Source organism: Paracoccus maritimus, assembly GCF_025195095.1.
GTDB lineage: Bacteria > Pseudomonadota > Alphaproteobacteria > Rhodobacterales > Rhodobacteraceae > Paracoccus > Paracoccus maritimus.
In genome coordinates this window covers 184,697-197,257 of sequence record NZ_JANAVZ010000007.1, presented here as the reverse complement: position 1 = coordinate 197,257, position 12,561 = coordinate 184,697, and the positions used below count along the sequence as shown (strand labels likewise).

Sequence of the window (12,561 nt, the reverse complement as noted above, 5' to 3'; positions counted from 1 at the left end):
TCCCCTTCGCGACGCGCAGCCACCTGACAATGGCGCGGGCGTTTCAGCTTTGTGTCTGACTTTGACTTTGTTCGGCTTCCTGCACCTGCACGGAGACATCCATCTGCTCCGCACCCCTGCCCGATGAGATCCCACGGATCGGGGCCGCGTCGGCGGCATCCAGCCCCGATCCCAGACGGACATAGCGATCATCAGGACAGCAGGCATTGGCCGCATCGAATCCAACCCAGCCCAAGCCGCGCACATGGATTTCGGCCCACGCATGTGCGGCATCATGCGCCTCTCCGTCGATGGTCGAGTGCAGATAGCCCGACACATATCGCGCCGGCAGATCGCGCAGCCGGGCCACGGCGATAAGCGCATGTGCGTGATCCTGGCAGACCCCCTCGCCCAGTTTCAGGGCTTCGGCTGCGGTCGTGCTAGCCTCGGTCACGCCGGGACGATAGGCGATCGCCTCGCCAACGGCGGCCGCCAACCCATGCGCAAGATCAAGAATATCGGTGCGGTCCGTCACGCTGTTGGCCAGCTTGGTCAGGTTGGCGGCCGGTGCCGTCGATCGCGTGTCACGCAGATAGGTCAGCGGGTTGATCATCTCTCGATGGCCGCGCAGGACGCCGGCAAGATCGCGCGTTTCGACATTTCCGGTGATACTGACGGTGATCTGATCCGTTGGCCCGCGAACCGTCCAGCCCTCGATCCAGTCACCTGCCCCGTCGCGAAAACCCGGACCGCGAATGCCGTCGGTCACATCGATGCGCCATTCCTGCGTTTTCTGGCCTTCGAAGACGGAAGGTGTCAGCCGCAGGCTTTGTACGACGTTCCTGACCTGATGATCATAGCGATAGACCGTCTGATGCGAGATGCTCAGTTTCATTGGGTCAGGATCCTCCCAGCAGATAGTCTTCGTGGACCAGCATCGAGATTGCGCCGATCTCGCCGATGAACCACGACAGGAATTCGTGCAGCCCCTCATCGAAGATCATGTCGATATCGCGGCCCTGCAACGCGGCCAGCACTTCGCGCGCCTTGTCGCGCGCGGCTGCGGGCACCGCCTCGCCGTACCGCCGGGCGATGCCTTCCAGATGCCACACAGCCTCGTAGAGCGAGGTGATCAGCGACCGGGGGCTTTCGCCATTCAGAATCAGGAAATCCGCCACCCTGCCTGCCGACACGTCGCCGCCATAGGCCCAGTGATATGCCCGGTGCGCCGACAGTGCCCGCAGGATCACCTGCCACTGATAGCTGTCCAGCCCCGAGCCGACAAATTCGATCCGTGGCAGCAGGACGAAATATTTGACATCCAACAGCCTCGCCGTGGCGTCGGCGCGTTCCAGACCATAGCCAAGATGCATGAAGTGCCAGCCATCGTTGCGCAGCTGGGTCGAGTTGATCGCGCCCCGCACGGTGGCGGTATGGCCTGTGGTGAATTCCGTCAGCGAAGCCGTGTCCAGCTTGGATCGCGACTTTCGTTCGATCTTGCGCAGTTCCTGATAAGCGACGTTCAGCGCGTCCCAGACCTCGCTGGTCAATGCGGTCCGGACGATCCGCCCGCTTTCGCGCGCTTTCTCGATGCAGGACGCGACCGAGGACGGGTTGTCACGATCGAAGAAGACGAACTCCTCGATCTTCTCTTGCGTGACCTCGCCGTATTTCTCGGCGAAGACACCCGACGTGCCCGAGGCCTGCAGCAGAGAATTCCATTCGTTCTGATATCCTGCCTCGGTATTGGGCAACAAGGTGATGCGCTGGCCCACGTCCAGCAGACGTGCGGCGGTTTCGGCGCGTTCAAGATGGCGGCCCATCCAGAAGAGGTTCGAGGCTGTGCGGCTGAGCATGGCTATTCCCCTTCCTTATTCCGACAGAACCCAGGTGTCCTTGACACCGCCACCTTGTGACGAGTTCACGACCAGCGACCCCTCGCGCAGCGCTACCCGCGTCAATCCGCCCGGGACAAGTTCGATCCGGTCGCCGCAAAGGCAGAAAGGCCGCAAGTCGACGTGTCGCGGGGCGATACCTTCCTCGACGAAGGTCGGGCAAGTGGACAGCGACAATGTTGGCTGGGCGATGTAGTTCGAGGGGTTTGCCTCGATCTTCTTGCGGAACAGCTCGATCTCTTCGGTCGTGGCACGGGGCCCGACCAGCATGCCGTAGCCCCCCGATCCGTGGACTTCCTTGACCACAAGGTCCGGCAGATTGGCCATGACGTGCTTGTAATCGTCCTCTTTCCACAACGTCCAGGTCTGGACATTCTGCAGCAGCGGCTCTTCCCCCAGATAGAAGCGCACCATTTCAGGAACGAAGGTATAGATCGCCTTGTCGTCCGCGACGCCGGCACCGGGCGCCGAACAGATCGACACCCCGCCCGAACGATAGACGTCCAGCAGACCGGGCACGCCCAACATCGAATCGGGCCGGAAGCACAAGGGGTCAAGGAACGGGTCGTCTATCCGTCGATAGATGACATCGACGCGCTTCGGCCCTTGCGTGGTCCTCATGTAGACGAATTCGCCATCCACAAACAGATCCGCGCCTTCGACCAGTTCGACCCCCATCAAATTGGCCAGGAAACTGTGTTCGTAATACGCGCTGTTGTAATGGCCGGGCGTCAGGATGACACAGGTCGGACGATCGTTGCATTTGGGCGGAGCGACCGATTCCAGTGTGCGCCGCAGCAGGGCGGGATACTGATCCACCGGCTCGATCCGGTTCTTGCGGAACAGCTGCGGGAACATCCGCATCATGATCTCGCGGTTTTCCAGCATGTAGCTGACGCCCGAAGGGGTACGACAATTGTCTTCCAGAACGAAGAACTCGTCCTTTCCGGTCCGGACCAGGTCGATGCCGATGATATGCGAATAGACGCCGCGCGGGGGAACCACACCGACCACGGCCTTTTCATACGCATCATTGCGATAGACCAGCCGTGCGGGAATGCGCCCCGCACGAATGATCTCGCCGCGGCCATAGACGTCGCGCAGGAATGCGTTCAACGCGCGGGCGCGCTGCTTGACCCCTCGTTCCAGGCGTCGCCATTCGGCCTGCTCGAAGACGCGTGGCATCATGTCGAACGGAATCAGCCGGTCGGGATCGCCGCCTTCTCCATAAACCGCGAAGGTAATGCCGATCCTGCGAAACAGCGCCTCGGCCTCGGCCTGCTTCATTTGCCGGAAATCATCCGGCATCGTTTCAATCCAGTCATTCAGGCGCGCATATGGGTCACGGACCCGCTCACCTTCGAACATCTCGTTATAATATTTCATCTTCCCCCCGTTCAGGACGGCACCCGCTCTGAGGCTGGCTTGGTGTTCGTCGATGATCGGAAACCGAACCATCGAAGTCCACAAGGGAACGGGGCTTCATGCGCGAAAGTTCCGCAAAACACGGGGTTTGCTGGCGTTTAGTGGGGCATCAAGCGTTCGGTCTGCCAAAGAATCGGGCAGGTTCAGACGATCTCGACCGCGAGCGCGGTCCCCTCGCCACCCCCGATACAGATCGCCGCGACTCCGCGGGATCCGCCACGCGCACGAAGTGCGTGGATCAGCGTGACGATGATGCGGGCCCCGGACGCGCCGATCGGATGACCCAGCGCGCAAGCACCGCCATTCACGTTGACCCTGTCGTGATCCAGCCCAAGCCGTGCCATGAAGGCCATCGGCACGACGGCGAATGCCTCGTTCACCTCCCACAGATCGACGCTGGCCTTGTCCCAGCCGATCTTTTGCAACAGTTTTTCCGCCGCCGGCACCGGCGCGGTCGGAAACTGGCCGGGTTCCTGCGCGTGACTGGCGTAGCCCACGATCCGCGCGATTGCACCGCCGCTGTCCGCACCAACGATCAGCGCCGCCGCCCCGTCCGAGATGGAGCTGGAATTCGCGGCTGTCACGGTGCCGTCCTTGCGGAACGCAGGCTTCAGATGCGGGATCTTGTCGGGCCGCGCATTTCCGGGCTGTTCATCCAGGTCAACCACGACATCGCCGCCCCGCGACGGGATCGTGACCGGCGCGATCTCGGCCGAAAACGCGCCCGATCTGATGGCGTCGGTCGCGCGCGACAGGCTGGCCAGCGCATAGGCATCCTGAGCCTCGCGGGTGAACGCGAATTCAGTCGCGCAATCTTCGGCGAAAGTGCCCATCAGGCGGCCCTTGTCATAGGCGTCTTCCAGACCGTCCAGAAACATGTGGTCGATGACCTGTCCATGGCCAAGCCTTGCCCCAGACCGCATCTTCGGAAGCAGATAGGGCGCGTTGGACATGCTTTCCATGCCGCCGGCGACGACGATACCCGCGCTGCCTGCGCGGATCGCATCGGCTGCCATCATCACCGCCTGCATCCCCGAGCCGCACATCTTGTTCAGGGTCGTCGCGGGCAGGCCGGACGGCAGCCCCGCCGCGAACCCCGCCTGCCGGGCGGGGGCTTGGCCCAGGCCCGCAGGCAGCACGCAGCCCATGAAAAGCGCATCCGGACTGTCGGGCCCAGATCCCGCCCGATCCAACGCCGCGCGGATCGCGACCCCGCCCAGTTCCGGCGCTGTCCGGCCCGACAGTGCCCCCTGCAATCCGCCCATCGGCGTGCGCGCCGCGGCATGGATATAGACTTCTTGCATCCTCGATTTCTCCCCCGGCTTTGCTGAGCACGCTTACCGGATCGTAACCTTTTGCGTCTAGTCGTGACAGCAGGAACGCAAAGCGAGGGACGTATATGCAGTTGCTGGTCACCGACACCGACACCCATCTTGTCATCACGGTGAACGAGGCCCGGATCGACGCGGCGATCGCGACGCGCTTCAAGGACAAGCTGCGCGAGACCATCGTCCGGCACCGAAAGCCGGTCGAAATGCGGATGCGCGCGGTTGAGTTCATGGACAGTTCCGGCCTGGGCGCGATGATCGCCCTGCGCAAGGCCCTGCCCGAGGACATGCCGCTGATCCTGAAAGGACTGACACCCAATGTCGAACGCGTATTCCGGCTGACACGCATGGACACGGTCTTCGACATCCGCCCCGAAACCGAGAACGAGGAAAAAAGGGAATGACCTCCAACCCACGGCAGAACGCCGAAATCCAGGGCCGCGCCACGGCGCGCACGCAGCCAATGTTTCATCGCGTGCTGAGGGCGCATCCACAGACGGTCCGCGATACGCTTGGGGATATCCGTCAGCGGTTCCGCGAAGACGTCAGCGAGGACACGTTGGGTCGGCTGGAACTGGTTCTGGCCGAGGTGCTGAACAATGTCACCGAGCATGCCGGGACCGGCGACGCCGTTCGGTCGCGTACACCGTCCATCCATCTCTGCATCGTCAGGCACGACAGCGGGCTTGCCTGCGCGATCACCGATGACGGCGCATCGCTGCCGGATGATTGCATCCTGCCGCGCATCTTGCCCACAGCGGAATTCCCCGACCTGCCCGAGGGCGGCTTCGGCTGGTATCTGATCCAGGATCTGACGCAGGCGCTTTGCTACTATCGTGAAGAAAGCCGAAACTTTCTGGCCTTCAGCGTACCCTTTGCCTACGATGAAGCGTCGCACTGAACCGCCAGGAACGCATTTGCATCGGACAACGAACCGGCGCTGACCGACCGCCAAGGAAGGCTCAGTTCAGATGGCCGACCAGCGGATAGCGACCGTCCCTGAAGTCACCGAACATGTCCGGCACATCGGGATGTTCCAGGGGTTCGCCTGACGCATCGGGCACAAGGTTCTGCTCGGACACGTAAGCGACGTAATAGGTGGCCTCCGTCTCGGCATAAAGATGATAGAAGGGCTGGTCCTTGTCAGGCCGCACATCTTCGGGGATCGATTCGTACCATTCCTCGGTATTGGCGAATTCGGGGTCCACATCGAAGATCACGCCGCGGAACGGCCTGTCCCGATGCCGGACGACCTGACCAAGACTGAATTTCGCTATGCGATTATGTGTCTGCATCCCGATATTTCCATAACCAGACATGACATGTCGCCTGACTGGACGCGGTTCTAATCCCGCGCGGCGATTCTGTCCACCGGATCGCCCGTATTTTGCATCAAACGCAGGCAGATTGCGATGTCTCGCTCGGCGCGCGCCTATTCCGAGGGCGCGTTCGAAACAGTCGCATCAAACAGCGGCACCGTCGATATCGCCATTTTCGCCGAGCCCTCGGTCACCTCGTTGGCGTGGGCGAGATAGATCAGAACGCGATTTTCCTCGTCATAGATCCGCTTGACGCGCAGCGACTTGAAGATCAACGACCGACCTTCCCTGAACACGTCCTCACCGTCCTCGCCGCGTTGGATCTGGCTCAGATCGATGGGTCCGGTCTGCGCGCATTCGATGGCGCTGTTCGACGGGTCCTCGAACCAGTTTCCCTGGCTGAGACGATCCAGCACCGAGCGTTCGAAATAGGCCAGATGACAGGTCACCCCGCCAACCTTGGGATCGCGGATCGCCTCGACAACGATGTCGTTTCCGACCCAGTCCACCCCGACCTTGCCGACTTCCTGTCCACTTGCGGCAAAGGGAACAAGACACATCGAAAGGATGAAAGATCGCAGCATCGGCTTACTCCGGCAGGACGGGCACGCGCCCGTCATCAGTCAACAGATGCACCGTCCGGTCTTCGATCGCAACGGCACAAAGCGGTCGTCCATATGCGGCCCCGCCGTCGATGTTCAGCCGGTTGCCATGATGGCTTGCGGTATCGATCGCCGTGTGGCCATGCACGACCAAGGGTCCGTGATCGGCCTTGCTGTCCAGAAAGCCTTCGCGGATCCAGACCAGATCCTGCTCGACCTGCTGCTGCAGATCCCTGCCCGGCCGGATACCCGCGTGAACGACCAGCGCCTCGCGATGCAGGAACCAGAGTGGCAACGCGGCCAGAAAGTCCGCATGACGTTCCGGCACGGCGCGCCTTGCCTCGGCCAGCAGACGATCGCGCGGCATCGTCGGGTCCAGCCCATAGGATGCCAGCGTCGCCGCGGCCCCCAGCCCAGAATGATCGACCCAGTGCCGACCAGAGCTTAGACCGGGATCGACCCAGTCCGGGCTGCGCAGGAACGCCGGCAGGAAACGGTCGTGATTGCCACGGGTGACGATCCACGGACGACCCGAAAGACTGCCCTGAAGCAGATATTCGACAACGCCACACGAATCGGGGCCACGGTCGATCAGATCGCCCACATGCGCGATCAGGGCGTCACGTCCGCCATCGCGAAAGACCCGCTCATGCGCCGCCTTCAGAAGGTCAAGCTGACCGTGGACATCGCCGATCGCATAAAGTGTCATGCCGCCTCATCCGTCATGTGTGCATAACGCAATTGCCGCCCCATGGGTTGCGCGCCGCCAGAACCAGCGGCGCGCGAACGCGCTCTCAGACCTCGAATTGAAGCCTGCGGGCCTGCAGGAACTTGCCCGTCGCCTGCAGCGCAGCCAGCGCCTCGTCGCTGATCGCCGCATCCAGATACAGGATTGCGATGGCATCGTCGCCGTTCGCGGCCCGACCCAGCGTGAAGTTCGCGATATTCACCCCCAGATCGCCCAATGTTCCGCCAAGCGCGCCGATGACCCCCGGCACGTCCTTGTTGCGCGTATACAGCATATGCTCGCCCACTTCGGCGTCGATGTTGATGCCACGGATCTGGATGAAGCGCGGCTTTCCGTCGCTGAAAACGGTCCCGGCAATCGACCGTTCGCGCTCGGCCGTGACAACGGTCAGCTTGATATAGCCTTCAAACACCCCCGCCTGATCCTGACGCGTCGTGGCGATCTGGATGCCGCGATCCTTGGCGATGACCGGTGCCGAAACGGTGTTCACATCCGGATTGGTCGCCTTCATTACGCCCGCGATGACCGAGGCGTTCAGCGCATTCAGGTTCATCTCGGACACGACGCCGTCATAAAGAACGTTGATTGCCTTGATCGGCTCGTCCGTCATCTGCCCGACGAAGGCGCCCAGATGGCTGGCCAGCTTGATCCACGGCCCCATGACGGCGGCTTCCTCGGCGGTGACCGAAGGCATGTTCAGCGCGTTCTGCACCGCACCGGTCAGCAGGTAGTCCGACATCTGCTCGGCCACCTGCAGCGCCACGTTTTCCTGCGCTTCGGTGGTCGAGGCGCCCAGATGCGGCGTCACGACGACATTCGGCAGATTGAACAGCGGGCTTTCGGTCGCAGGCTCGACCGCGAACACGTCGAACGCGGCGCCTGCAACGCGGCCATCCTTCAGCGCCTCGGCCAGGGCCTCTTCGTCGACAAGGCCACCACGGGCGCAGTTCACAACGCGCACGCCCTTTTTCAGCTTGGCGATATTCTCGCGCGACAGGATATTTTTCGTCTTGTCGGTCAGCGGTACGTGGAAGGTGATGAAATCCGATTTGCCCAGAAGATCGTCCAGCTCGACCTTGGTCACGCCCATCTCCTTGGCGCGCTCTTCCGACAGGAAGGGATCGAAGGCCAGAACCTTCATGTGCAGCCCCAGCGCCCGGTCGATCACGATGGAACCGATATTGCCCGCCCCGATCACGCCAAGCGTCTTGTTGAACAACTCGACCCCCATGAAGCGACTCTTTTCCCATTTGCCGGCATGGGTGCTGGCGCTGGCTTCAGGCAATTGCCGCGCCACCGCGAACATCATCGCGATGGCATGTTCCGCCGTGGTGATCGAGTTGCCGAAGGGCGTATTCATCACGATCACCCCCTTCTTCGAGGCGGCCGGAATATCGACATTGTCGACCCCGATCCCCGCGCGGCCCACGACCTTCAGATTGGTCGCGTTCGCCAGCAGCTTGTCCGTAACCTTCGTGGCCGAACGGATCGCCAGACCGTCATACTGGCCGATCACCTCGGCCAGCTTTTCCTTGTCCTTGCCCAGATCGGGCAGGTAATCCACCTCGACCCCACGGTCGCGAAAGATCTGGACGGCGGTTTCCGACAGCTTGTCCGATACAAGAACCTTCGGCATGTGATTCATCCTCATATACTGCACCCGGGCCCGTGCCTCGCAGGTGACTGATCATCTTCTTTGAAGAAATATCCTCGGGGGTCCGGGGGCAGACAGCCCCCGGCGGTCGCGGGACGCGATTTACTGCGCGGCCAGTTCCGCGCGATAGGCATATTCGATCCACGGCATCAGCGCCGCGACATCGGCCGCCTCGACGGTCGATCCGCACCAGATCCGCAGCCCGGCAGGCGCATCACGATATGCACCGGCATCCAGCGCCACGCCCTCTTTTTCCAGCCGCTTTGCCACGGCTTTGGCAAAGCTGGCACCGTCCTTGATCGCCGGATCGGTGAATTTCAGGCAGACGCTGGTCGTCGATGCCGTCGCCGGATCATCAGCCAGATCGGCGATCCAATCCTTGTCGGCGATGAAATCGCGAACAGCTTTCGCATTGGCATCGGCACGCGCGATCAGGCCTTTCAACCCACCGATCTGCTGTGCCCAGTTCAGGGCCGCCAGATAGTCTTCAACCGCCAGCATCGAGGGCGTGTTGATGGTCTCGCCACGGAAGATGCCTTCGATCAGCTTGCTGCCCTTCGTCAGGCGAAAGATCTTGGGCAGCGGACGGTCGGGGGTAAAGCTTTCCAGCCGCTCGACAGCGCGGGGTGACAGGATCAGCATTCCATGCGCGGCCTCGCCGCCCAGCACTTTCTGCCAGCTGAAGGTCACGACATCCAGCTTGTCAAAGGGCAGATCCATGGCGAACGCGGCGCTGGTGGCGTCGCAGATAGTCAGGCCATCGCGGTCGGCCGGAATGGCATCCCCATTCGGCACACGCACGCCGCTGGTCGTGCCGTTCCAGGTGAAGACGACGTCCTTGTCGAAATCGACTTCGGCGAAATCGACGATCTGGCCGTAATCGGCCTTGCGGATGGTGGCGTCCAGCTTCAGCTGCTTGACCGCGTCGGTGACCCAGCCTTCGCCGAAGCTTTCCCAAGCCAGCATCTCGACGGGGCGGGCGCCCAGCATGGTCCACATGGCCATCTCGACCGCGCCGGTATCCGAGGCCGGAACGATGCCGATGCGGTAATCTGCGGGAACGCCCAGAACCTCGCGCGTCTTGTCGATTGCCTCGGCCAGCTTCGCCTTGCCGACAGCGGCGCGGTGCGAGCGCCCCAGAGGAGCGTCGGACAGCAGGTTCAGATCATATTCGGGGAATTTGGCGCATGGGCCAGACGAAAAGCGCGGATTTGCCGGCCGCGCGGCCGGGATCGTCAGATCAGTCATGTGACTCAGCCTTCCAGCTAAAAGCCCTTCGTTGGGGAAGGGTGTCCCGCCGCACGGGATAGGGTGTCACGGCTTGGACTGCAACTGAAAAATCGGCTCCCGGCGATTCCGGTCCGGCACCGATGCCGCGGCGACCTCTGGGCCGCCGCGGCAGATATTGCCGTTAATGTTCAGTCCAGCTTGAAGGACCAGAACATCGTCTCGCCCGAACTGTCATCGACACCATCATTGTCGGTCGCGACATAGACCGTCCCGTCTGGGGCGATGGCCAGGCCCTCGACCTTGTCCACGACATAACCCCCGGCCGATTTCAGATCCGGCAGCAGATCGCGAACGACGTCCTTGGTGAGGACCGGCAGCTCGGCGTCCAGCGGGGCCGGGGTCATTTCTGCAAGGGAAATCCGGGTGATCTGTTTCAGCGCCGCCTTGTCGCCGATCAGGTTGTCGCGCTCGATCACGTACAAAGCGCCATCATGGGCGGCGAGGTCCGACAGGCCGACCCAACCTTCCCCCGATTCGATCGGATAGTGCACGCCGGACCAATCGCCGCTCGACGGATCCAGCTGCAGCAGCTTCACATGTCCTTCCGGGTCGTCGCCCCATTCTCGCTGAACGGCCAGCCACAGCTTGCCATCGACCATCTCGATACCTTCGAAGCCGAAGCGCCTTTCATGCGCGGCCAGCGCATTGGGCAATCCGATTTCCTGAATGATCGCGCCGGATGTATCGACGTGCAGAACGGCATGCGGCACCTCTTTTTCAGTGTTCCCCTCCGAGGCAAGCCAGAACCCGCCCTGCCCGTCCGAGACGATACCTTCCAGATCAAGCTTCTCTGCCGGTTGTCCGTCGCGGGTGACGATGGTGCGTGCGGTGATCCGCGCAGGCTGCTGCGATGCGTCGATGGTGAAAATCGCAGGTGCGGCGGAATAGACGCTGTCGCTGACTGCATAAAGCCGCGTTGGATCTGCCGGATCGATCGTCAGTGCCGACAACGCCCCCCATGGGATCAGTTCATCGGCGCCGGCCGAGGTGATCTGGGGATAGGCCGCCGGTGCCTGCTGGCGCTGATAGATCATGACATGCGCGCGCGCCGCGCCGTCCGCGCCCAGATCGGTTTCGTTCGCGGTGGCGAACAGGTCGCGCTGCGGGATCGCCACCAGACCTTCCGGCCCGATCCCCGAAGGCAGCGCCTGAATCAGTTGCGGGTTGGCGGGGTCCGTCGCGTCGAAGGCAAAGACGATGCTGCCGCGCTCGGACGCGACGAAGATCATCGGCGTGCCATCATAGGTCGCGGTGATGACCGCCTCGGGCTCGCCACCCTTCTTGCCCGCGCGCTTGTCGGGGTAATGACCAAGCTCGATCAGCTTCTGCTCCAGCAGATTGCCGCTGTCATAAACGACGCTGCCATCTTTGGACCAGATCGTGAAACCACGGCTGCCGCCGTTCCAGTCGCCTTCGTTCGCGGTCACCAGATGGTCGTTGTCCAGCCACGCCACCGCATCGGGTTCGCGCGGGATGCCCGCAAGACTGCCGGTGGGGTCGATCTGACCGTCGCTTTCGGTGTCGATGCCGTTCAGATCGACGCTTCCGGCGCTGAAATGACTTGCGACCTGACCGTTCGAAACGATGACGATGTGGTTGTTTTCCTGCAACGTGACCGCCAGATCGCCGGCCTCGTTATAGGACAGGTATTCCGGCTCGGGATCGTCGCCCGCGACCTCGGCAAGACCGGTTATGTCGATCTTCTGCAGCCCGGCACAGTCGGCGGCGCCGGCATCGACCGGGATGGTCACCACGAAACCGGCAGGCATCTGCGGGATTGCGCCATCATTCAGATCCTCGTCGCGTTCGTTCTCGATCGCGATCGCGATCTGGGTGCCATCCTTGTTGACCGCAACCGAGTCTGGCTGTCCGCCGATCTCGCAGCTGTCGGTGATGGTCTTGCTGTCCAGATTCACGCTGCGCAGAACGCCTGACGGATCGGTAAAGCTGTCCGAAGTGTTCACCCCGACGAACGCGGTCGATCCGACGACAACGGCGGTCGTGGGCTCGCCCCCCATCGCGATATGACCCAAAGGCATCGGCGCGGCAGGATCGCTGATGTCGATCATCCCCAACGATTCCAGCGGGCTGTCGGAATAGATCAGCCTGTTGCCGTCTTCGGTCGCGACCATGATCTCGGCGCTGTTTTCGGCGGCGCGATCTTCGCCCTCGGCGATGTTCATCGCGGTGGCGAAGCTGGCGATGCGGTTGAAGACGGAACTGCCAGCATCTTGTGACAGGGCGGCCGGCGCCGCGGCCGTCAGCGCGATCAGGGACGTCAGCATCAGACGCATGGGAAATAACCTCCGGATTTCAGGGTG

12 protein-coding genes are annotated in these 12,561 nt (G+C 62.3%); 2 read left to right on the top strand and 10 right to left on the bottom strand.

Annotation, left to right across the window (positions count from 1 at the left end):
• Positions 1-43: 43 nt before the first annotated feature.
• The 4 genes from MU516_RS13730 to MU516_RS13715 all read right to left on the bottom strand — a co-directional run bounded on the left by MU516_RS13730 (position 44) and on the right by MU516_RS13715 (position 4,603).
• Entirely contained in the window at positions 44-874 is an 831-nt protein-coding gene (locus tag MU516_RS13730; RefSeq protein WP_260277800.1) for a transglutaminase family protein, read from the bottom strand.
• A 4-nt stretch (positions 875-878) separates the two neighbouring features.
• Positions 879-1,835 carry an alpha-E domain-containing protein gene (locus MU516_RS13725; RefSeq protein WP_260277799.1) on the bottom strand — a complete coding sequence of 319 codons (957 nt, stop codon included), beginning with the start codon at positions 1,833-1,835 and terminating at the stop codon, positions 879-881.
• A gap of 15 nt (positions 1,836-1,850) precedes the next feature.
• On the bottom strand, positions 1,851-3,260 hold the full coding sequence (locus tag MU516_RS13720; RefSeq protein ID WP_209056224.1) for a circularly permuted type 2 ATP-grasp protein: 1,410 nt from the start codon (positions 3,258-3,260) through the stop codon (positions 1,851-1,853).
• A gap of 182 nt (positions 3,261-3,442) precedes the next feature.
• Positions 3,443-4,603, bottom strand: a complete 1,161-nt coding sequence (locus MU516_RS13715; protein WP_260277798.1) for an acetyl-CoA C-acyltransferase — start codon at positions 4,601-4,603, stop codon at positions 3,443-3,445.
• A 95-nt stretch (positions 4,604-4,698) separates the two neighbouring features.
• Between MU516_RS13715 and MU516_RS13710 the strand changes: the two genes are divergently transcribed.
• On the top strand, positions 4,699-5,031 hold the full coding sequence (locus MU516_RS13710; protein WP_260277797.1) for an STAS domain-containing protein: 333 nt from the start codon (positions 4,699-4,701) through the stop codon (positions 5,029-5,031).
• Positions 5,028-5,528 (top strand): ATP-binding protein, encoded by a 501-nt coding sequence (locus MU516_RS13705; protein ID WP_260277796.1) that lies wholly within the window; start codon positions 5,028-5,030, stop codon positions 5,526-5,528. Before MU516_RS13710 ends, MU516_RS13705 begins: the two co-directional genes overlap by 4 nt.
• 61 nt (positions 5,529-5,589) lie before the next feature.
• Here the strand turns inward: MU516_RS13705 and hspQ are convergent, their stop codons facing one another.
• The 6 genes from hspQ to MU516_RS13675 form a co-directional block, all read right to left on the bottom strand.
• Positions 5,590-5,946: a heat shock protein HspQ gene (gene hspQ, locus MU516_RS13700; RefSeq protein WP_425606858.1), complete on the bottom strand. Its 357-nt coding sequence runs from the start codon at positions 5,944-5,946 to the stop codon at positions 5,590-5,592.
• Positions 5,947-6,059: 113 nt separating this feature from the next.
• Positions 6,060-6,530, bottom strand: coding sequence for a CreA family protein (locus MU516_RS13695; protein ID WP_260277795.1), 471 nt, complete (start codon positions 6,528-6,530; stop codon positions 6,060-6,062).
• 4 nt (positions 6,531-6,534) lie between these two features.
• Positions 6,535-7,257, bottom strand: a complete 723-nt coding sequence (locus MU516_RS13690) for a metallophosphoesterase (protein WP_260277794.1) — start codon at positions 7,255-7,257, stop codon at positions 6,535-6,537.
• A gap of 85 nt (positions 7,258-7,342) precedes the next feature.
• Entirely contained in the window at positions 7,343-8,932 is a 1,590-nt protein-coding gene (serA, locus tag MU516_RS13685; RefSeq protein ID WP_260277793.1) for a phosphoglycerate dehydrogenase, read from the bottom strand.
• Positions 8,933-9,052: 120 nt separating this feature from the next.
• Positions 9,053-10,198: a phosphoserine transaminase gene (locus MU516_RS13680; RefSeq protein WP_260277791.1), complete on the bottom strand. Its 1,146-nt coding sequence runs from the start codon at positions 10,196-10,198 to the stop codon at positions 9,053-9,055.
• Between the two features lie 170 nt (positions 10,199-10,368).
• Positions 10,369-12,534 carry an esterase-like activity of phytase family protein gene (locus MU516_RS13675; protein ID WP_260277789.1) on the bottom strand — a complete coding sequence of 722 codons (2,166 nt, stop codon included), beginning with the start codon at positions 12,532-12,534 and terminating at the stop codon, positions 10,369-10,371.
• Positions 12,535-12,561: the final 27 nt, after the last annotated feature.

Bases quoted from the DNA above. Each gene is read 5' to 3' on its own strand.
- MU516_RS13730 (WP_260277800.1), bottom strand. From the start codon at position 874: ATGAAACTGAGCATCTCGCATCAGACGGTCTATCGCTATGATCATCAG.
- MU516_RS13725 (WP_260277799.1), bottom strand. From the start codon at position 1,835: ATGCTCAGCCGCACAGCCTCGAACCTCTTCTGGATGGGCCGCCATCTT.
- MU516_RS13720 (WP_209056224.1), bottom strand. From the start codon at position 3,260: ATGAAATATTATAACGAGATGTTCGAAGGTGAGCGGGTCCGTGACCCA.
- MU516_RS13715 (WP_260277798.1), bottom strand. From the start codon at position 4,603: ATGCAAGAAGTCTATATCCATGCCGCGGCGCGCACGCCGATGGGCGGA.
- MU516_RS13710 (WP_260277797.1), top strand. From the start codon at position 4,699: ATGCAGTTGCTGGTCACCGACACCGACACCCATCTTGTCATCACGGTG.
- MU516_RS13705 (WP_260277796.1), top strand. From the start codon at position 5,028: ATGACCTCCAACCCACGGCAGAACGCCGAAATCCAGGGCCGCGCCACG.
- hspQ (WP_425606858.1), bottom strand. From the start codon at position 5,946: ATGTCTGGTTATGGAAATATCGGGATGCAGACACATAATCGCATAGCG.
- MU516_RS13695 (WP_260277795.1), bottom strand. From the start codon at position 6,530: ATGCTGCGATCTTTCATCCTTTCGATGTGTCTTGTTCCCTTTGCCGCA.
- MU516_RS13690 (WP_260277794.1), bottom strand. From the start codon at position 7,257: ATGACACTTTATGCGATCGGCGATGTCCACGGTCAGCTTGACCTTCTG.
- serA (WP_260277793.1), bottom strand. From the start codon at position 8,932: ATGCCGAAGGTTCTTGTATCGGACAAGCTGTCGGAAACCGCCGTCCAG.
- MU516_RS13680 (WP_260277791.1), bottom strand. From the start codon at position 10,198: ATGACTGATCTGACGATCCCGGCCGCGCGGCCGGCAAATCCGCGCTTT.
- MU516_RS13675 (WP_260277789.1), bottom strand. From the start codon at position 12,534: ATGCGTCTGATGCTGACGTCCCTGATCGCGCTGACGGCCGCGGCGCCG.